The following is a 19,758-nucleotide window of genomic DNA, read 5'->3' on the forward strand; positions in this document are numbered from 1 at the left end:
CAGTTTTATTTAAACTGGTGCTTCAATCTCTTTACAAAGAAATTTTTTTTTGATCCTCTGGAATGAAGGCTCCTTGCAACTCCAGCTCACGAACAAGGTTCCGGTATTCTAAAATGGTGATTTCATTCTGGACATATGACTTTTTAGTGAAATCGAGCAATTCATTTACATGTTCCGGAGTATACTCTTTTGTCTGGGCAAATAGATTTTTTAGTTCGTGAACGTTCATTTTTCATCCTCCTCCATCATTTAACTAAATCCTATCATGAAAAATGATGGGTCATTTATTTTTCAAAAATTAAAACTTCCGACAATTAACATCATGATTAGACAAAAGCGGAATAGCTTTCCAGCCATTGCACCATCTGGGCGATTACGTCATATGATATCGTAATGAATAATTGGAGGAGGATGTTCGCCCATGTTTGGCCGCAGGAACAATACGAATGCCTATCAGCCACAGTGGAGGGGAAATAATATTTACCATGAGCCTTATCCTTATAGTGATAATCCAGGTTTGAACCGGCAGCAGCCGCTCCCTCAACAATACGGGAATCCATATTTGAATGCTATGCCGGGAAATTGGCAAAATCAGTATATGCAGGGGTATCAAAATAATCCTTATCCTCAGGGCAATACCAATTGGAATCAGTCATATCCCTTGACTGGATCAAAGGACAACTATACAAAAATGCTTTTCCAGAATCCGCTGCAGCCTGAGGATGATCCGATCTACGGCTATTACAGCCAGCAGGTGGATTACCAAAATTATAATCCATACCCGCAGTATGCTTTCATGCCAAAACAGCCATCCGGGCTGCAATCGATCATGAACTCTTTCAAGAGCCAGGATGGGAATCTGGATGTCAATAAGATGGTCGATACCGCAGGGCAGATGATGAATGCTGTGACCCAGGTTTCCTCTCTCGTGAAAGGCCTGGGAGGAATGTTTAAAGTGTAATAAAAGAAAAAGCAGGCGCATGCCTGCTCAGACTGTAGGCAAACTCGATAAAATCGAGCATGCCTACAGTCTTTTTGTTTTGGTTGGAAATGGGGCTGTTGATTTCCGTTCCAGGCGCTTCGCTTTCCGCGGGGCTGGCGCTGAGCCTCCTCATCGCAAGCTCTTGCGTGGTCTCACCTGTCCAGCTGATCCCGCAGGACATTGATTTGCTTCCCAAGCACGAAGGAAATGCGTTAGCATTTTCGAGGAGTCTACACGCCTGGAACGTAGATCAACAGGGTATATAAAGATGGGGTGACAGTGAAGTATAACCTAACTTAAAGTAAATCATAGAACGCTTAAGGTGATGAAATTGTTTTCGAAAATAATTCAATCCAAAGAGATCAACTTGAGATGGTTGCTTTAGATCAGCTTGTTCCTAAGGACCACCAAAAGGTAGTACAACGGCATATTTGGCAGGAGTATGTGGAGGAAGCTGACCACCTAAGACATAAACAAGAAGTAAAAGAAATCTATACAAAGCGCGAAGAAACAATCGAGCGCGCATTCTCAGAGGCAAAAGAAAAGCATGGCATGCGTTGGACAATCCTCAGGGGGCTAAAAAATTGTCCATGCAGGCGGTGCTTACTTTCGCTGCCTTGAATCTGAAAAAGATGGCCAACTGGACATGGATAGGTCCAAAAATGGCGTAGAAAGAGGCTTAAGGGGAGTCTGTCCTTAGGTCAAAAACAAGAAAACTAAAAAAGGGGTTCGGAATCAGTGCATTCCAAACCCCTTTTGTCGACAACCTGAGCAGGCGCTGCCTGCTTTTTCCTTTATTCGTTGTCTATTGAAATATCAATTTTCTTTCCTTGTTTTTTAGCGATTTTTATTTTGAGGAGCCCATCGCGATAGGAGGCCCGGGTCTTCTTTTCGTTAATAGGATGGGAAAACGGAATTGTCCTGCTAACTCTTTGCATTGACGACATCTGTCTATGTGACTTAGTATTTTCGTTTACCTCTGAGAAACCATCTGTCTTATTGACGGTGATCGTTAATGTGCTGTCTATTACATCAATGGAAATTTGGTCTTTCTTGACTCCGGGAAGTTCAGCGCTAACGATATATTCTTTTTCTGTTTCGGTTAGGTCCACAGGGAAAGAAGAGTAGGGAAAGGGTTGTCTGAAAAAATCATCAATGCTTTGCAATATGCCTTTTACTGGCTTCTCATGCATGATTTGATTCATGGATTTAAACCATTGTTCAAGTGCTTCGTGTTTTTTGGGGCGGTCAGGATGGTTGGTCGCCATCGGTACACATCCTCCTCAGCAGAAATTTTATAATAGAATATGTGGCGGAGAATGTCCCTGTTCATGAACTTAAATAGATAAATACACGATCAAGGATGGAATTGCGTTTTCAGTCGAACCTTTTTGAACACTTTGTGAAAAATGCCTTTAGTGTGATTTAGGTCACATAACCAATTGATGTTCCTCTGTATGCTGAAACAGTAAATAAAGCAGAAGAGGGGTATACACATATGTTTTGTTACCAATGTGAACAAACGCCAACTGGCGGCTGTAAGGTAGTGGGGGTTTGCGGGAAAGATGAAACGATTGCGAGCCTTCAGGACACAATGATTTTTGCCTTGAAAGGGATAGCGGCATACAGGACTCATGCAAACCAGCTTGGTTTTACAGATCCATTTGTAGACGCTACAACCCATGAAGCATTATATATGACTTTGACTAATTCAAACTTTAATGTACAAGAACATATCGATATGGCAATGAAGGTAGGTCAATCAGCCGTAAGAGTGATGGAAATGCTAGATGAAGCACACACAAGCCGCCTGGGTATTCCTCAGCCGGTTAAGGTCAGCCAGAATAAGATTGAAGGGAAATGTATCGTAGTAACAGGACATAACCTCTTCGCTCTGGAAGAATTGCTCAAACAGACGGAAGGTAAAGGAATCAATATTTACACTCACTCAGAAATGCTTCCAGCACACGGCTATCCGGCATTGAAAAAGTACCCGCATCTGAAGGGGAATATCGGAAAAGCATGGTTCGATCAGCGCCGACTGTTTGAAAAATTCCCTGGAGCGATTCTTGCTACCACAAACTGTGTAATGCCAATCAAGGGAAGCTATGCTGACCGTATGTTTACATACGAAGTTGCAGGTCTTGAGAATGTTAGAAAAATCGAAAATGATGACTTCTCGATGGTAATCGAAAAAGCATTGGAGCTGCCGGAAGCGAATATGGAATCTGAAGAAACATTGGTGACTGGTTTCCATCACGAAACAGTGATCGGCTTGGCTCCAGAGGTCATTGATGCTGTGAAATCAGGTAAAATTAAACGCTTCTTCGTTATCGCAGGGTGTGATGCACCAGGAAAGGGTGGCGATTATTATCGTGAGCTTGCAACTTCGCTGCCTCCGGAAGCTGTCATCCTGACAACTTCATGCGGAAAATTCCGCTTCAACGATGTAGACTATGGTGTGGTTCCGGGAACGAATATACCTAGATATCTAGATCTTGGACAGTGCAATAACTCAGTATCTACAGTGAAAATTGCCAAAGCACTTGCTGATGCATTCGAATGTGACGTGAATGAACTACCTGTAAGCATCGTTCTATCTTGGTTCGAGCAAAAAGCGGTAGCAATCCTTCTAGGTTTGTTCAGTCTTGGAATTCAGGATATCCGTATCGGGCCTAAGCCGCCTGAATTCATTTCAGATGGTGTGATGCAGGTATTACAGGAAACTTTCAACCTGAAGTTAATCACAACCGCTCAGGAAGATATGGAAACAATGATGGGATTAAGCAGAGTTGAATAATAAACAAAATGTCCGAAGCATTATGCTACGGACATTTTTTGTCTTCAATTATAAAAGCTCATCCATTAGAAGGTCTGGATCAAATATCAAATTTCCGTTGGCATCAGAAGAAATAAGCTCATCCTTTTTCATTTTGGTCAAAGTCCTGCTCATTGTTTCTCTCGTCGTACCAATCATATTTGCCAGGTCTTTGTTTGTGAAATCTGCTTTTAAAAGAATAGTGCCGTTCTCCTGCTTTTTGCCATGAAGGTCCCCAAGCCTGATCAGAAGCTTGATGATCTGCTCATAAGTATTATTGAGGATTTGTGCTTCAAGTCTTTCCTGAAGATCGATGATTTTCTCTCCTAGCACCTTGAAAACCTTTATGCTTAAATGTGGGTTTTCTACAAGCACCTTCTCAAATTGCGAAATTGGGACTACAACAAGACTTGCTTGCTCTAATACTTCTGAATAACCAGGATATCCGCCTTTTCGGAAAAAACCAACATGAGGGAACATTTCCCCTTTTTTCAGAATGGCTACGATTTGTTCCCGGCCATTTGCATCACTTTTATAGACCTTCACTTTTCCCTCATTTATAAAATAAACGTTTTCAAGTGGATCACCCTGAAGAAATACATGGCTGTTTTTCTTCCATTCACGGGAGATCGAAATATCAACAATTTTATCCAGCTCATAGTCATCCAGGTCCCGAAACAATCCGAACTGTGACAGAATTTTTTTTATCTCTTCTTTATTCAATTGAAACACCTCAATATCAAGCTGTATGTTCATCACAACTATTTTAACAAAAAAATCTTGTTTTCGCCGTGTAAAGTAAAATGAATCAAGATTTGTTCCAAAAACTAGCAAAGCAATTTATAGATTATTTTACTTTTGCAACGAACGTTTATTCGCTAAAATAGGAATAACGAGGTGAACGAAATGAAAGTCCGGAAAAGCATGCAGGAGATTTTACAAGATTTAAAGGTTAGTGAATCGGTAAAGCGGAATATTGTCCACTGGCATACAATTGAGGAGAAAGAAGCTCAAACGGAAGAAATGCCAGATGGTTTAAGTGAGATTTTAAAAAACGCTTTAGCAAGAAGAGGCATATCACAACTCTATACCCACCAAAAATCATCGTACGAGCAGATTATGAAGGGGCAAAGTATCGTGGCAGTGACCCCTACAGCATCCGGAAAGACGCTGTGCTATAACCTGCCTGTACTTCAGTCAATCATTGAGGACCCTAATGCACGTGCACTTTATATGTTTCCTACCAAGGCACTGGCGCAGGACCAGAAAAGTGAGATCAATGAGTTAATCCAGGAGGCGGAGCTGTCAATAAACAGCTATACATATGACGGTGATACACCTTCGAATATCCGCCAGAAGGTGAGGCGGGCAGGACATATTGTCATCACGAATCCGGATATGCTCCATTCTGCCATCCTGCCGCATCATACTAAATGGGTTTCCCTTTTCGAGAATCTGAAGTATGTAGTGATCGATGAACTGCATATTTACAGGGGGGTATTTGGGAGCCATGTTTCGAACGTCATCAGGAGACTGAAGAGAATCTGCAATTATTATGGCAGCGACCCTGTGTTTATCTGTACATCTGCGACCATTGCCAATCCCCTTGAACTGGCGGAAGGGCTGACAGAAAAGGATATGGTCCTGATTGACAATAATGGTGCACCATCAGGAAGGAAGCATTTTTTGTTTTACAATCCTCCGGTGGTCAATATCCCGCTGAATGTTCGCAGGAGCGCGACACTGGAAACGAGAAAGCTTGCAGGAGAGTTCCTTAAAAATAGGATTCAGACCATCGTGTTTGCCAGGAGCAGGGTGAGAGTCGAAATTTTGCTTACTTACCTGCAGGAGCTTGTCAAACATAAGCTTGGACCAAAAGCAATCCGGGGCTATCGGGGAGGTTATCTCCCTACTGAAAGGCGGGCAATAGAAAAGGGACTTCGTTCAGGTGAGATTTATGGAGTTGTCAGTACAAACGCGCTGGAACTTGGTGTAGATATTGGGCAGCTGCAGGTATGCATCATGAATGGTTATCCAGGTACGATTGCAAGTGCGTGGCAGCAGGCAGGCCGCGCAGGCCGCCGTCATGGAGAGTCGGTTGTCATAATGGTGGCAAGCTCAAGCCCCCTTGATCAGTATGTCATCCAGAATCCGGCTTACTTTTTCAACAGGAGTCCGGAAACAGCAAGAATCAATCCTGATAATCTGATCATCCTCATTGATCATATCAAATGCGCATCATATGAACTGCCTTTTAAAAAGGGGGATTCGTTTGGAGCAGCAGAAATTGAAGAGATTCTCGAATATCTGACTGAAGAGCGAATCCTCCATCAAAACGGAGAAAGGTGGTACTGGATGAATGATGCATTCCCGGCGCATAATATCAGTCTTCGTTCAGCATCACAGGAAAATGTGGTCATCATCGATCAATCCGATGTAGCAAATGTGAAGGTGATCGGGGAGATGGATACATTCTCGGCAATGACACTGCTGCATGAGGAAGCTATTTATTTACATCAAGGTAATCAATATCAGGTAGAGAAGCTTGATTGGGAGGAAAAGAAGGCATTTGTTCGTGAGGTCGATGTCGATTACTTCACAGATGCCAATCTCGCTGTTCAGCTCAATGTGCTTGAAGAAGATAAGCACCGTGGAAATGCAGAAACTGAAATCGGCTACGGTGATGTCAGTGTAAGGGCGATGGCAACAATCTTCAAGAAGATCAGGTTCGAAACTCATGAAAATATTGGCTCCGGTCCGATTTATCTACCTGAAGAGGAACTGCACACAAGCGCTGCCTGGATTTCGCTGAATAAGGAACTTTCCGAGTTTGCAGACGATCGTCTGGAAGAGGGGCTGATCGGGACATCCCAGGCACTGAAGCATATTGCCCCATTATTCGTGATGTGCGATCCATCTGACGTTCATGTAGTTCCCCAGGTTAAAGCGGCACATAACGAAAAGCCGACGATCTTTTTCTATGATCGCTACCCGGGAGGTATTGGCTTGAGCGAAAAGATTTATTCGGGTATCGAAGAAATCTTGAAACAGACAAAACAGATGGTCCTGAATTGCCAATGTTCAGACGGATGCCCGTCATGTATCGGTACGGACACAACATCCATCCATTCTAAAAAAGATGTAGTTAAATTACTGAATTTATTCATTAAAGCAGTGTAGGGAAGGAGGGGGAAAGAAATGAGTCTTAAGAATAAATTGAACCGATTGAAACCACATATCAAAAGTAATATTGATAAGCCAAAGTCTGAACCGGTAATTGCTGAGGAAACTCCTGAAATACCTTTTCTCGAAATGTGGGAGCAGGAACAGGTTTCCCCCTTCTATTTTGATGGCCAATACTGTCTTGTCAGGGAAGTGAATTATCCGCTGGACCATCAGCATGGACATTATCAATTCCGTGATCTGCTTGAGGCTGTCTCACTCTGGAATGAAGAAAGCACAAAACATCCATTGTCTGCGTTTGGTCATAGCCCCGAGGATTTAGTTTTTTTTGATACCGAAACGACAGGTCTTGGAGGCGGAGCAGGCAACACGATCTTCCTTCTTGGGCATGCCAGCATTTCAGGTGATTTTGTAAAATTGAAACAGCATATTCTGCCGAATCCCGGCGCAGAGGTTGCCCTATACCAGAGTTTCTTGGAAAACGCAGATTATACAACGCTGGTAACTTATAATGGCAAGGCATTTGATTGGCCGCAAGTGAAAACGCGGCACACCCTTGTCCGTGACCATGTGCCCAAATTACCGTCTTATGGACACTTCGATTTGTATCATGCAGCGAGAAGAATGTGGAAGCATAAAATTGACCGGATGAAGTTGAGTATTGTCGAACAGGAAGTGCTGGGTCTTGAACGGAAAGATGATATCCCTGGTTTTCTTGCACCGATGATCTATTTTGACTTTCTTGAGCGTAAAAATCCAGAAGGCTTGCTTGGTGTGGTCAAACACAATGAAACGGATATTCTGTCTTTGCTCACATTGTATACGCATTTGACTTTTCAGATTCTTGGGAGAGACAAGTTGCAGTCACCACGTGAAACCTTTGAGGTCGGACGCTGGTTTTCCTATCTGGGTGAACACAGAAAGGCCAGGGAAACATTCAGCGGACTTACAGAGGAAGGAAATGAACAAGAAGCTTCAGCAAAGCATGCCCTGGCATTTGAGCATAAACGCAATAAAGAGTGGCCGGAAGCAGTTTCGCTTTGGAAGGAAACCTCAGAGAAGGGTACGAGCAGAGAACGCAAGGAAGCCTGTATTGAACTCGCCAAATTTTTTGAGCACCGCGAAAAGGATCATGAAATGGCTTTAGAATATTGCCGTTTAGCAAAAGAAATTCATCTTACTGAAAAAGGTTCAACAAAAAAAGACATGATCTTCAAAGAGGAACTGGAGAAGAGAATTCTGAGGATTTCCCAAAAAGCATTTCCCGGGCAAGCGCATAATCCGCCAAACTAAAGCCTTTCACGACATCTTTCGTCATGAATTCGCGAATTGTAACAAAATTTTAACATTTACCAGTATAAATCCTGTAATATCCTGTTGTATGTATGGTTAGGACGTTGTAAAATGTAAAACTGTATGGTGTTTTAAAAATCAATATTATTTACGGGGCTGGTAGGATGTATAAGGCGGTTTTAGTTCTCTATTTTGTAGTTATTACCCTCATTGCTGTTATTTTCAGTGGTCTGAAGGACAACTTTTACACATTCCTCTAAAATGTCATTTGGAACTTGCATTGCAGATTCCATGTAAAAATAGGTGTTTTCATTAGTACAAGACGCATTCCTTCTTCATAGGCTGATAATGTAAAGATTAAGTCTACAGGAAAGGAGATATGCACTATGTACTGTAAGCCAACACATGTTTTGCCAACAGTGGTTCACCCTACTAAATGCTGCGTGAACCATAACTATGTGAACAATGTAGTTCCACATGTTCATCCAACACACACAACTAATGTAAACCACATCAACTACGATCATGTCCATTATTTCCCGCAAACTCAGTCCACAGTGAACCAGGTGACACACCAGAATTTCTACGGCGGTCCAGGTCCGGTTCCTGGCGCTGGAGTTGCTCCTGTTGGCCCTAGGCCTCGCCCGGGATTTGGCGGGCCACAGGGATTTGGTCCTGGTCCAGGAATGGGATTTGGTCGATAAGAGAGACTGCAACAAGGGCTGATCAGCCCTTGTTTTTTTAGTGATATGAATTCATGGAAACAAGATTTATGAATGACATAGTGGGAATACATATAACATAGCGTTTTTGTTCGAGATAAAAAAAGTGAGCGAAGGAGATAATATGGCAAAAGTAGCTGCAATATCTGGCTATAAACCTTTTGAACTTGGTGTTTTCCAACATAATCATCCAGCAGCTGAATATATAAAGATTGCGATTAAAAAAAGCCTGATGCCTTTAATCGATGAGGGACTGGAATGGGTCATGATCAGCGGGCAGCTTGGTGTTGAATTATGGGCCGGAGAGGCGGTTATGGAATTGCAGGAAGAATTCCCTGACCTGAAACTATCCGTGTTCACTCCCTTCCTCAATCAGGAAGAAACCTGGAAAGATGCCAACAAGGAATGGTATGAATCAGTGCTGGCTGGTGCAGACCATGTTGATGCCATTTCCAGGAAGCCGTACGAAAAACCATGGCAATTCAGGCTTAAGAACCAGTTTTTTGTGGAGAAAAGTGATGTGCTGATCCTTCTGTACGACCCAGAAAAAGAGGGAAGTCCAAAATTTATGTATGAAACTGCAAAAAAGTATGAAGAAACCCATGAATATGATATAAGATTAATATCATTGTACGATTTACAAATGGTCGTAGAAGAAGAACAATTGAGACAGCAGGGATTTTAAGGTGAGTAAAAGAAAAATTGACAAATCGCCCTGTTTTTGAAAAAATAAGATTTGATGATGGGGTATATTGAGGTGAATGGAATGCTATCCGATAAAATACAGTTAACTGCTAAAGATATCTTAGAAAAAGAATTCAAAACAGCAATGCGTGGCTACAAGCCAGAAGATGTTGATAAGTTTCTTGATTTGGTCATTAAGGATTATGAAATGATGCAGCAGGAGATTGAAGAACTTCAACAGGACAATCTTCGCCTGAAAAAACAGCTTGACGAGGCATCACGCCGCCCAAGCACTCAGGCAGCTGGAACAACGAATTTCGACATCCTGAAAAGGCTGTCAAATCTTGAAAAGCATGTATTTGGTGATAAACTTTACGATTAATCCAGTTCCTGCTATTTTTTGAAATGTATTACCATTGCTTTTCAAGCTGAACTTACATATAATAATTTTTGTAGCTGTTAATAACGTTCGGGTAATCGCTGCAGTTATGCTGCAGAGGAAAGTCCATGCTCGCACAGGCTGAGATGCCTGTAGTGTTCGTGCCTGGCCAATTCATAAGCCAGGGCAGCCGAGCTCACGCTCGGCTGACGGCCGGGAAAATGCCTAAGTCGGCAACGATATGGCATGAATACCTATAAAAGTGCCACAGTGACGGAGCCTTCCAAGAAATTGGGAGGGTGGAACGAGGTAAACCCCACGAGCGAGAAACCCAAACGATGGTAGGGGCACCTTCCTGGAGGAACTGAACAAAGGGAAGGACAGATGAGTTCTCATCTGTAGATAGATGATTACCACCGGAGTACGAGACTTTTGGTCGTTTGCAGTACAAAGGTACAAAACATGGCTTACAGAACGTTATTAATGGGTTAGTATGAGTGTTTATTAAAGCTCTCCTTTTGCCAGGAGAGCTTTTTTTATGTATATTTAGTGTGATTGGTCATAATAAGGTACATAAGTATATTGGAAATAAAGGGTGAAACGATGAAGAATTTTGATATAATCGCAACCTCCGCGATGGGCCTTGAAGCAATTGTCGCCAAGGAAGTGCGGGATCTTGGATATGACTGCCAAGTCGAAAACGGGAAGATCGCCTATAAAGGTGATGCCATGGCAATTGCGAGAAGCAATATGTGGCTCCGGACTGCAGACAGGATTAAAATAAAGGTTGGCGAATTTAAGGCATATACATTTGATGAGCTATTTGAAAAAACGAAAGCACTTCCATGGGAGTTATTTCTCCCTGAGGATGCCGAATTTCCCGTTTCAGGAAAGTCGGTTAAATCCAAACTGTTCAGTGTTTCCGACTGCCAGGCAATCGTTAAGAAGGCCATTGTCGAACGCTTGAGAAAGTCATATAAAAAGACGAGCTGGTTCGAAGAGAATGGTCCATTATTCAAAATTGAAGTTGCTCTCCTTAAGGATGTTGCTACCATAACAATCGATACGAGCGGAAGCGGGCTTCACAAGCGGGGATACAGATCTGGCCAGGGGGAAGCTCCATTAAAAGAAACGCTGGCTGCGGCACTGATCATGCTGACCAATTGGAATCCGGACAAGCCATTCGTCGATCCGTTCTGCGGTTCAGGAACAATTCCGATCGAAGCGGCATTGATTGGACAGAATATCGCTCCAGGTTTCAATCGTGAATTCGTTTCCGAGGGATGGGGAATTATCCCTGATTCGGTCTGGGATGAAGTCAGGATGGAAGCAGAGGATCTCGCAAAATACGATACTCCGCTTGATATCAGCGGAATGGATATTGATCACCGGATGGTCAAGATTGCGGAAGAAAATGCCTTCGAAGCCGGGCTTGGCGACTTGATCTCATTCAAACAAATGCGGGTACAGGATTTCACCACCAGGAAGGAATACGGAGTCATCGTAGGGAATCCGCCGTACGGTGAACGACTTGGTGAAAAGAATGCCGTTGAAGATATGTACCATCAAATGGGGAAGACATTTGCTCCGCTTGACACATGGTCAATCTATATCCTGACGTCTAACGAGAATTTTGAACAAGTATACGGAAGGCCAGCAACAAAGAAAAGGAAGCTTTTCAATGGTTTCATCCGAACAGACTACTATCAATATTGGGGCAAACGGCCGCCTCGTGCTGATCAGTAAAACCAACAAAGCCTCCTGGCAAGCAGGAGGCTTTTATAGTTAGAAAAATTGCTTTGAAACTTTACCTGGTCAAGACCAATTTCCTAGAATAATTAAAGGTATTGGAGAATAAAATACATTTATCTTTAATGTGATTGGAGGGATGGCAATGAATTATTCTTTTATCGACTTTCAAAAAATCTCTAAAGCTCTTTCTTCTAGTTCCGAAGCCTTGCGTAATGAATTTCAGGCAGATGATTTACAGGTGGCTGAATTACAGGAAGCAGAAAATAACTTTCGCCAGGCATTGTCATTTGGCCTTTCAAATCCAAAATAAAGTGCAAAGAAACGCTTCAATGCAAAGCGTTTCTTTTTTTATTAAAACCCCTGAAGCAATCTTTTACCATCCTCTGTCATCCGGTCTGGTGTCCATGCTGGTTCCCAGGTTAATCGTACGTCTGCATGATCGATCTCGTCCATGCCTTGTACACAATATTTTATGCCGCTGACGATGCTGTCATGAAGAGGACAGCCAGGCGTTGTCAATGTCATTGAAATTCTCGCTGTGCGGGTTTCTGGAATATCGATTTCATAAATAAGCCCCAAATCTACCACATTGATATTTAATTCAGGATCATATACGGTTTTCAAATTCTCCCTTATTTTCTCCACTAACTCTTTCATTGGTACTCCTCCTTATTTAGTAACGACTTTTGCAATGATGAAGCTGAACAGAACAACTGCGATCACAATCAACCCCTGGCCGATGTGAAAGATGGTGATGAGCTTTACGGCAAAAGATAGTAAAAGTAGAATCGTCCCTGCAGTGAGCATTGCAAACAACGGCAGCGCCAGCTTATCATCGATCATATCTTTCAAGGCTGGCACCTGCTTTTTGCCGATTTCTTTACTGTATTTATGTGTCCACCAAAGGAATGAAACAATCTTATACAGATAGCCAATGATGCTGAAGGCGATCCAGGCAATCATATAAGTCAATAAAAGAGGACCCGCGAATCCAGCAAGCGTATTTGTTGCACTGCTAAGGACTGCGGCCAAATGGACTGCCGCACCGCATCCAATCGCGAAAAGTGCGAACTTGAATGGCCGATCAAGCTTTTTCTTTACCCTTTTATCAATGATTTTTTTGACATGCCATGAAAAAAGCACGAATCCTGCAAATAGCAAAAGGGTTCCTGATATTTCGAGTGCATGATTATCTGTGATGAATGATGATACTAAAAGGATTATTCCGATAATATATACAGCGAAAACATAGACAGCCGGATTCATGGAGTAACCATGTGATAGTGAGAACATGGGCACCATTTTATAGGAAAAGCCAAAGATCAATAAAGAGAACCAGCCTGCAGTACCTAATAGAATATGCGATTTAAAGATGGCCTGGTAAGTTTCTGAGGCAATACCAGTATTCAAGCTTAAGACGAGCATAATTCCGAGCGTAATTGTCGCCAGCAGAGATAAAAGGGCAGTCCCGACGAATAAAGTAAGGATATTGGGCTTCGCCTGGCTCTTTAATGTCATGAACATTTGAAAAAGGAACATCACAATGCCAGCTAATGTCACAATTCCAGGAATCAGTGCATCCTCTGGGCGGTTGTACAATGATGCAGCGAAAAAAACGATGCCAGCCGCAGTAATAACGAATTGCCAAAATCCAAATCTTTCATTCCAAATCGGAGTCAGGAACGCGACAGGCACCAGCTGGTACATCACCCCCATTGCGACCATCAATGCCCAGCCAAGCACAAAAAGATGGGCTGCAGACCAGATTGCCGGAAGCCTGAAAATCCCAGAAACAAGCATGTCGCCGTTCAGCAAGACAAGCAGCTGGGACAGCACTAATGCCAGCATGCTAAAGGCAATGAATGAAAAGGGAAGTACGATGTTTGTCTCGTTGCCATTGCTTTGTTGAAACACTTAAATCACCTCGCTTTTCGGGAAATGGTCACACGATAGCTTCCATCTTCCTGCTGTTCGGTAAGGTATAGAAGCCCAAGCTCATCCAGCTGCTCGAACAGGAACATTGGACGGCGGTCATTGATGATGATGAGTGATTGCCCTGCTTCCAAATCTTCAAGAGCCGCGAGTGTCCTCATCATTGGCTGTGGCGGTTCCAGCCCTCTATTGTCCAGAATCATCTTAATTCCCTCCGTTTTTGGTAAAAGTGATTTTATAATGTTTCGCTTCGATTTTTTCCACCTCATGCTCAAATCCCTTTGCTTTTAAAACTCCATACAGTGGCACGGGTTTGAACGGGGCATGGAGGACCAGGACTTCATTCTTTTTTAGTTCTGAGACAGCTTCCATGATTTTTTGGAATGGCTCCAGCTTATTTTTGATATCTTCCCTAACATCCAATTCAATCGTCTTTTTTTCCATATGACTCAACTCCTGGTTTCATAAATTTGTATATACAACTAATGCGCATGTATCAAAACAATTCCTGATGCAATTTTTCGTGGTCGATCAGGTAGCAGCCATTAGCATCGACACTCAAGTGTTCTTTCTTTTTTAAATAGTTGATGGTCCTGCTCACTGTTTCACGTGAAGTGCCAATCATATTGGCGAATTCTTTATTTGTAAAATGAGTGGTTAGTTTAAAGCCATTATCTTTTTTTTCTCCATTTGTCTTGCATAGGCGCAGCAGCAGCATAATGATTTGTTCATACGTATTGTGCAGGATTTGCTCCTCCAGGCGTGCCTGCAAGTCGATGATTTTCTCGCCAAGAACCCTGAATAGCTTGATTGAAAGTTCCGGGTATGCAACAAGAATTTGTTCAAACCTTGATATTGGCACCACAATCATCTGCGTATCCTCCATCATTTCCGCATGCGCCGGATATTTGCCTTTCCGGAAGAAGCCGGCATGAGGAAACATTTCGCCTGCCTCAAGGACCGATACGATTTGTTCACGCCCAGAGGAATCGGTTTTATAAATTTTGACCTTTCCAGAATGGATGAAAAAGACTCGATCAAGCGGATCACCCTGCATGAAGGCGTACATTTTGTTTTTATAGAATCTTGGCTGGGCAATTTCAACAATCGGATCCAGCTCAGTTGCAGATAATTCTTTGAAAATAGGAACTTCCTTTAATTGCTGCCTTATTTGGGATATGTGCATATCTATCTCTCCTCTGTAAGGGATTACGTATCTACTATTGATTTTAGCAACCTATGCAGGAAGACGAAGTGAGCTGAATCATATATTGAAGATTTTTTGAAAATTATTCTCACTCCTGTGGGAAAAATCACACCCATTAAATGAGGTACTTCACAAACCGAAAATCCTTTTCCTTTTATGCTTAAGGTGTAAATCAAACAGGGAAGGGGATGTATGGAACATGGAAATCCAGCATAGGACATCCACGAAAGCAGTGGTTAAGAAAAATAGAAATTCACTGTTGAAATCCGTACTCATCATCACATTATTGCTTAGTTTTACAGTGCTTCTGACAGGAGGGTACTGGATCTTTAAGGAAATGGCTCCAAGACCGCTTGAAGTGACAAGCGAAAAGGGGGAAATCATTTTAACAAAGGACAGCATTATGGGAGGGCAGGCAGTCTTCCAGAAATATGGGCTGATGGATTATGGTACAGTATTGGGGCACGGGTCGTATATGGGGCCTGATTATACGGCAGAAGCTTTGAAAATATATACTGAAGGCATGCAGGACTTCAAGTCCCGGGAAGTATACCAAAGTGATTATCAAGAGTTAAGCACGGATGAACAAACGATCATCCGTGAGAACGTCATGAAGGAAATGCGGAAGAATCGCTACATTCCGGATAAAGATGAACTGGTTTTGACTGATGCTCAGGTTTATGGGCACCAAAAGGTAAGGGAATTCTACCATACTATTTTTACAGAGGGTGACCGCTGGGGGCTGAAGCCTGGATTGATCCAGGAAAAGCATATGCCGGACGGGGAGCGTGCCTGGGTATCGAAGGGCGACCAGATCGAACAGATTGCTGATTTCTTTTTCTGGACTGCCTGGTTATCAAGTACAGAAAGACCAGATGACAAAATCACTTATACAAATAACTGGCCATATTATGAAGACGCAGGAAATACAATGTCGTTCTCAGCTGTCTGGTGGAGCGGCGCAAGCGTGACAATTTTGATTTTGTTTGTTGGATTGATCCTGTTTGTTTTCTACCGCTATCATCTAGGTATGCAAGAGGCATATTCTGAAGGGAATTTCCCTAAAATTGATTTGAGAAAATTGCCGCTTACTTCATCACAATTAAAAACAGGAAAATATTTCGCGGTTGTTTCAGTGCTGTTCTTTGTCCAGGCAATGTTCGGAGCACTGCTTGCACACTATTACATTGAGCCTGACAGCTTTTTCGGAATGAAATGGGTCCATGATATCCTGCCGTTCAATATCACGAAAGGTTTCCACTTGCAGCTCGCGATTTTCTGGATCGCGACAGCATGGCTTGGAATGGGAATCTTCGTTGCACCTCTTGTTGGCGGACATGAACCGAAGCGCCAAGGGTTATTGGTTGATATTTTATTTTGGGCACTTGTCGTCCTTGTCGCAGGAAGCATGGCAGGTCAATGGCTTGGTGCTAACGGTTACCTGGGCAACAATTGGTTCTTGCTCGGCCATCAGGGATGGGAGTACCTTGAGCTTGGCCGCATCTGGCAATTCATACTTGCAATCGGGATGCTGATTTGGCTGTACATCGTATTCCGGGGCATCAAGAGCGGATTGAAGAGGGAGTCTGACAAAGGCGGGCTGATTCACCTATTGTTCTACTCAGCGATTGCTGTACCAGCATTTTATTTCTTCGCTTTCATGATCAATCCAGGTACACACTATACATTTGCAGACTACTGGCGATGGTGGATCATCCATCTGTGGGTTGAAGGGATTTTTGAAGTATTCGCCGTCGTGGTTATTGGCTTCCTGATGGTTCAAATGAAGCTTGTTACAAAGAAATCCACGGTCAAAGCATTGTACTTCCAGCTGATCCTCCTGATGGGTGCTGGTGTGATCGGTATTGGCCACCACTACTACTATAACGGTTCTGCTGAAGTTTGGATCGCGTTGGGGGCTGTCTTCTCAGCACTTGAAGTCATTCCGTTGACCCTGCTGATTTTAGAAGCATATGAGCAGTATAAAATGATGCGTGACGGCGGAGTGGATTTCCCTTATAAAGGCACTTTCTGGTTCTTGATTTCTGTTGCAGTCTGGAACCTTGTTGGTGCAGGTGTATTGGGCTTCCTGATCAACTTGCCGGCAGTCAGCTTCTTCGAGCACGGGCAGTTCCTTACTCCAACACATGGCCACGCGTCCATGATGGGCGTGTATGGTATGTTCGCCGGAGCCGTACTAGTCTACTCATTACGCAATATCGTCAATCCTGAAAAATGGAGCGATAAGTGGGTGAAATTCATTGTCATCATGCTGAATGTCGGTTTGGCTGGAATGGTATTCCTGTCCCTGCTTCCAGTAGGATATCTCCAGATTAAAGAAGCATTCTTTAATGGCTATGCAGCTTCACGTTCAGCTGAGTTCCTGCAGCAGGATACGGTCGAAATGCTCCTGACTTTAAGGGCTATTCCGGATTCGATTTTCCTTATTGGTGTCGCTGCCCTGGCAGTGTTCAGCATCAAGGCATTGTTCAATTTGCGAAAGGTAACACATAAAGAGGAAGAGCCGCTTCCGGTAAAAGACTTGGCTGTAGAAGAAGAATGATCGATCAAACCGCAAAGCAATCAAAGCTTTGCGGTTTATTTCTGATTATGTGAGTTCCAATCTTTTTTCTCACATTCAAAACAAAATATTCTTCCTTCTTCCGTATGGACGCCATTAAGGAATCCATCCATGCAAAAGATCTCCTTACCGCAAACCTGACAGCTGCCCACTAACTCTTTCAAAATGATCGCCTCCTGATAAGATAATTCGTCCCCGCAAGGAAAGTTCCTTTATTTGTTTTTTTAAATAGACATATTTCAGGACGGAGATTAACTATATCATAGTGAAAATGTGACCACGCTCACTTCTCCGGCGATTACCTGCTTCTATAATTAAGTTGTTAAGAAATTTAGTCGCAAAAAAGGAGCGAGTGAAATGACTTTTAACGTAATTATCAATGTACCTGATTATGCACCACGGGAAAAACACCCTACTATATTTCAAAACTTTGATGCTTTGAAACCTGGAGAGTTTATGCAGATTGTCAATGACCATGACCCAAGGCCACTCCAATACCAATTCATGATGGAACGTCCTGAATCCTTTTCATGGGAATACCTCGAAGCTGGGCCGGAAACATGGCGAGTTGCCATTGGAAGAACGAAATAACCAATAGTATTTATCCTATAATTCTCTTAAGCAACAGGTTCGCCTGTTGTTTTTCTTTTTTCGTAAACCAAAATATCTGAAAAGTATGATAAGATGATGATGAATGAGATAAATGGGGTGAAATCGTGAGTGATTTAATACAAACAGAAAAGCTATTCTTGGATTATGTTAAGAAAATGACCGCATACAGCGAAGCACTTTCCTTGATTTACTGGGACTTAAGGACTGGTGCTCCCAAGAAAGGGGCAGAACAGCGTTCAGAAGTTATTGGAGTACTTTCTTCTGAGTTATTCAATATGTCTGTGTCGGAAGAAATGGCATCATACATAGCTAGATTGTCAGGTGAACATGGATTGTCTGAAATTACCCGTAAAGCACTGGAAGAATGCAGGAAGGATTATGACCGCAATAAAAAGATTCCTGCAGAAGAATACCGTGAATTTGTAATCCTGCAATCAAAAGCGGAAAATGTCTGGGAGGAAGCAAAGGATAAATCCGATTTTGGGATGTTCATGCCATACCTTGAAAAGCTGGTTGAAACAACTAAGAAGTTCATCAATTATTGGGGATATGAAGGAAATAAATACAATACATTGCTGGATATGTATGAGCCTGGGGTAACTGTTGAGGTCCTGGATCAGGTATTTGGAGATTTGCGTGAAAAGATTGTGCCGCTGGTGCAACAAATCTCGGTTTCACATAATCAGCCAGAGACAGGTTTTCTGTTTCAGAAGTTCCCTAAAGACAAGCAGCGTTCATTCAGCCTCGAAATTCTTAAGCAGATGGGTTATGATTTCGATGCTGGACGATTGGATGAAACGGTTCACCCATTCGCCATGGGACTTAATCCGGGGGATGTAAGGGTCACGACCAAATATGACGAATCCGACTTCAGGACAGCAGTATTCGGGACAATTCACGAAGGCGGCCATGCCCTTTATGAACAAAATATATCTGAAGAATTAGTTGGAACCCCATTGAGTTCTGGCACATCTATGGGTATCCATGAATCACAGTCACTCTTCTATGAAAATTTTGTAGGTCGGCACTACTCTTTCTGGAAACACAATTACAGCCTGCTGAAGGAATACTCAGAAGGGCAATTTTCCGGGGTGGATGTGAGCGATTTCTATCGTGCAATCAACGAATCCAAGCCAAGCTTGATCAGAATCGAAGCAGATGAACTGACCTACCCTCTGCATGTAATGGTCCGTTACGAAATTGAAAAAGGGCTGTTTAATGATGAAATTGCGGTAAAAGACCTGCCTGAGATCTGGAATGACAAATATGAGCAGTATCTTGGTGTTAGACCCGAAAATGATGCTGAAGGTGTACTTCAGGATGTACATTGGGCAGGTGGAAGCTTTGGATATTTTCCATCCTATGCATTAGGCTATATGTATGCAGCTCAATTCAAGAATGCAATGCTTAAGGATTTGCCGAACTTTGATGATTTGCTTGAGGAGGGGAACCTTTTGCCGGTGAAAGAATGGATGACAGATAAGGTCCACAGACACGGTAAAATCAAGAAACCCCTTGAGATTTTGACCGATGTTACCGGAGAAGGTTTAAATGCCAAGCACTTAGTAGATTATTTATATGAAAAATACAATAAGGTATATCATTTAGTATAA

General features: G+C 42.7%; 22 protein-coding genes, 1 other RNA gene and 1 pseudogene. 14 read left to right on the forward strand and 10 right to left on the reverse strand.

Annotated features, from left to right (window positions below; translation table 11 throughout):
- Positions 1 to 31 precede the first annotated feature (31 nt).
- Entirely contained in the window at positions 32 to 229 is a 198-nt protein-coding gene (locus tag ACXAEA_RS09345; RefSeq protein WP_475095622.1) for a YppF family protein, read from the reverse strand.
- A 192-nt stretch (positions 230 to 421) separates the two neighbouring features.
- On the opposite strand from ACXAEA_RS09345, the gene ACXAEA_RS09350 reads away from it, so the two are divergent.
- Entirely contained in the window at positions 422 to 961 is a 540-nt protein-coding gene (locus tag ACXAEA_RS09350; protein WP_475095623.1) for a YppG family protein, read from the forward strand.
- Here the strand turns inward: ACXAEA_RS09350 and ACXAEA_RS09355 are convergent.
- On the reverse strand, positions 951 to 1,163 hold the full coding sequence (locus ACXAEA_RS09355) for a hypothetical protein (protein WP_475095624.1): 213 nt from the start codon (positions 1,161 to 1,163) through the stop codon (positions 951 to 953). The two genes, ACXAEA_RS09350 and ACXAEA_RS09355, sit on opposite strands and share 11 nt — an antisense overlap.
- Before the next feature lie 218 nt (positions 1,164 to 1,381).
- Here ACXAEA_RS09355 and ACXAEA_RS09360 point away from each other — a divergent pair.
- Positions 1,382 to 1,653: pseudogene (locus tag ACXAEA_RS09360) on the forward strand (transposase); the annotation flags it as partial.
- A gap of 123 nt (positions 1,654 to 1,776) precedes the next feature.
- On the opposite strand, the gene ACXAEA_RS09365 reads toward ACXAEA_RS09360, so the two are convergent.
- Positions 1,777 to 2,250 carry an Hsp20/alpha crystallin family protein gene (locus tag ACXAEA_RS09365; RefSeq protein ID WP_475095625.1) on the reverse strand — a complete coding sequence of 158 codons (474 nt, stop codon included), beginning with the start codon at positions 2,248 to 2,250 and terminating at the stop codon, positions 1,777 to 1,779.
- A 230-nt stretch (positions 2,251 to 2,480) separates the two neighbouring features.
- Between ACXAEA_RS09365 and hcp the strand changes: the two genes are divergently transcribed.
- Positions 2,481 to 3,782, forward strand: a complete 1,302-nt coding sequence (gene hcp / locus ACXAEA_RS09370) for a hydroxylamine reductase (protein ID WP_475095626.1) — start codon at positions 2,481 to 2,483, stop codon at positions 3,780 to 3,782.
- Between the two features lie 48 nt (positions 3,783 to 3,830).
- On the opposite strand, the gene ACXAEA_RS09375 is transcribed toward hcp, so the two are convergent.
- Complete coding sequence (locus ACXAEA_RS09375; RefSeq protein WP_475095627.1) at positions 3,831 to 4,523, reverse strand: Crp/Fnr family transcriptional regulator; 693 nt, start codon at positions 4,521 to 4,523, stop codon at positions 3,831 to 3,833.
- 183 nt (positions 4,524 to 4,706) lie between these two features.
- Between ACXAEA_RS09375 and ACXAEA_RS09380 the strand changes: the two genes are divergently transcribed.
- The 8 genes from ACXAEA_RS09380 (at position 4,707) to ACXAEA_RS09415 (ending at position 12,123) form a co-directional block, all read left to right on the forward strand.
- Complete coding sequence (locus ACXAEA_RS09380) at positions 4,707 to 6,980, forward strand: DEAD/DEAH box helicase (protein WP_475095628.1); 2,274 nt, start codon at positions 4,707 to 4,709, stop codon at positions 6,978 to 6,980.
- An 18-nt stretch (positions 6,981 to 6,998) separates the two neighbouring features.
- Entirely contained in the window at positions 6,999 to 8,276 is a 1,278-nt protein-coding gene (locus tag ACXAEA_RS09385; RefSeq protein WP_475095629.1) for a ribonuclease H-like domain-containing protein, read from the forward strand.
- 386 nt (positions 8,277 to 8,662) lie between these two features.
- Complete coding sequence (locus ACXAEA_RS09390) at positions 8,663 to 8,980, forward strand: CotD family spore coat protein (protein ID WP_475095630.1); 318 nt, start codon at positions 8,663 to 8,665, stop codon at positions 8,978 to 8,980.
- Between the two features lie 142 nt (positions 8,981 to 9,122).
- Entirely contained in the window at positions 9,123 to 9,683 is a 561-nt protein-coding gene (locus ACXAEA_RS09395) for an SLOG family protein (RefSeq protein WP_475095631.1), read from the forward strand.
- Positions 9,684 to 9,764: 81 nt separating this feature from the next.
- Positions 9,765 to 10,064: a cell division regulator GpsB gene (gpsB, locus tag ACXAEA_RS09400; protein ID WP_475098095.1), complete on the forward strand. Its 300-nt coding sequence runs from the start codon at positions 9,765 to 9,767 to the stop codon at positions 10,062 to 10,064.
- Positions 10,065 to 10,147: 83 nt separating this feature from the next.
- An RNA gene (rnpB, locus tag ACXAEA_RS09405) (RNase P RNA component class B) lies at positions 10,148 to 10,536 on the forward strand.
- 128 nt (positions 10,537 to 10,664) lie between these two features.
- Entirely contained in the window at positions 10,665 to 11,807 is a 1,143-nt protein-coding gene (locus ACXAEA_RS09410; protein WP_475095632.1) for a THUMP domain-containing class I SAM-dependent RNA methyltransferase, read from the forward strand.
- Between the two features lie 148 nt (positions 11,808 to 11,955).
- The gene (locus tag ACXAEA_RS09415; protein ID WP_475095633.1) at positions 11,956 to 12,123 is read left to right on the forward strand and encodes a hypothetical protein; all 168 of its coding nucleotides are present in this window, start codon (positions 11,956 to 11,958) and stop codon (positions 12,121 to 12,123) included.
- A gap of 41 nt (positions 12,124 to 12,164) precedes the next feature.
- Here ACXAEA_RS09415 and ACXAEA_RS09420 read toward each other — a convergent pair whose 3' ends face one another.
- The 5 genes from ACXAEA_RS09420 to ACXAEA_RS09440 are packed head-to-tail and all read right to left on the reverse strand — an operon-like array spanning position 12,165 to position 14,931.
- Positions 12,165 to 12,470, reverse strand: coding sequence for a metal-sulfur cluster assembly factor (locus ACXAEA_RS09420; protein WP_475095634.1), 306 nt, complete (start codon positions 12,468 to 12,470; stop codon positions 12,165 to 12,167).
- A gap of 12 nt (positions 12,471 to 12,482) precedes the next feature.
- Complete coding sequence (locus tag ACXAEA_RS09425) at positions 12,483 to 13,727, reverse strand: hypothetical protein (protein WP_475095635.1); 1,245 nt, start codon at positions 13,725 to 13,727, stop codon at positions 12,483 to 12,485.
- Between the two features lie 5 nt (positions 13,728 to 13,732).
- Positions 13,733 to 13,948, reverse strand: coding sequence for a DUF2249 domain-containing protein (locus ACXAEA_RS09430; protein WP_475095636.1), 216 nt, complete (start codon positions 13,946 to 13,948; stop codon positions 13,733 to 13,735).
- A 1-nt stretch (position 13,949) separates the two neighbouring features.
- On the reverse strand, positions 13,950 to 14,189 hold the full coding sequence (locus tag ACXAEA_RS09435; RefSeq protein ID WP_475095637.1) for a DUF2249 domain-containing protein: 240 nt from the start codon (positions 14,187 to 14,189) through the stop codon (positions 13,950 to 13,952).
- A gap of 52 nt (positions 14,190 to 14,241) precedes the next feature.
- The gene (locus ACXAEA_RS09440; RefSeq protein WP_475095638.1) at positions 14,242 to 14,931 is read right to left on the reverse strand and encodes a Crp/Fnr family transcriptional regulator; all 690 of its coding nucleotides are present in this window, start codon (positions 14,929 to 14,931) and stop codon (positions 14,242 to 14,244) included.
- Between the two features lie 220 nt (positions 14,932 to 15,151).
- On the opposite strand from ACXAEA_RS09440, the gene ACXAEA_RS09445 reads away from it, so the two are divergent.
- Positions 15,152 to 17,515 (forward strand): nitric-oxide reductase large subunit, encoded by a 2,364-nt coding sequence (locus tag ACXAEA_RS09445; RefSeq protein WP_475095639.1) that lies wholly within the window; start codon positions 15,152 to 15,154, stop codon positions 17,513 to 17,515.
- Between the two features lie 35 nt (positions 17,516 to 17,550).
- Here ACXAEA_RS09445 and ACXAEA_RS09450 read toward each other — a convergent pair whose 3' ends face one another.
- Positions 17,551 to 17,697, reverse strand: a complete 147-nt coding sequence (locus ACXAEA_RS09450) for a hypothetical protein (protein WP_475095640.1) — start codon at positions 17,695 to 17,697, stop codon at positions 17,551 to 17,553.
- Positions 17,698 to 17,890: 193 nt separating this feature from the next.
- Here ACXAEA_RS09450 and ACXAEA_RS09455 point away from each other — a divergent pair, with 193 nt between their 5' ends.
- Both ACXAEA_RS09455 and ACXAEA_RS09460 read left to right on the forward strand, forming a co-directional pair.
- Complete coding sequence (locus ACXAEA_RS09455) at positions 17,891 to 18,124, forward strand: DUF2249 domain-containing protein (protein WP_475095641.1); 234 nt, start codon at positions 17,891 to 17,893, stop codon at positions 18,122 to 18,124.
- Between the two features lie 125 nt (positions 18,125 to 18,249).
- On the forward strand, positions 18,250 to 19,758 hold the full coding sequence (locus ACXAEA_RS09460; RefSeq protein ID WP_475095642.1) for a carboxypeptidase M32: 1,509 nt from the start codon (positions 18,250 to 18,252) through the stop codon (positions 19,756 to 19,758).

Source organism: Mesobacillus sp. ABV4_180 (assembly GCF_056158485.1).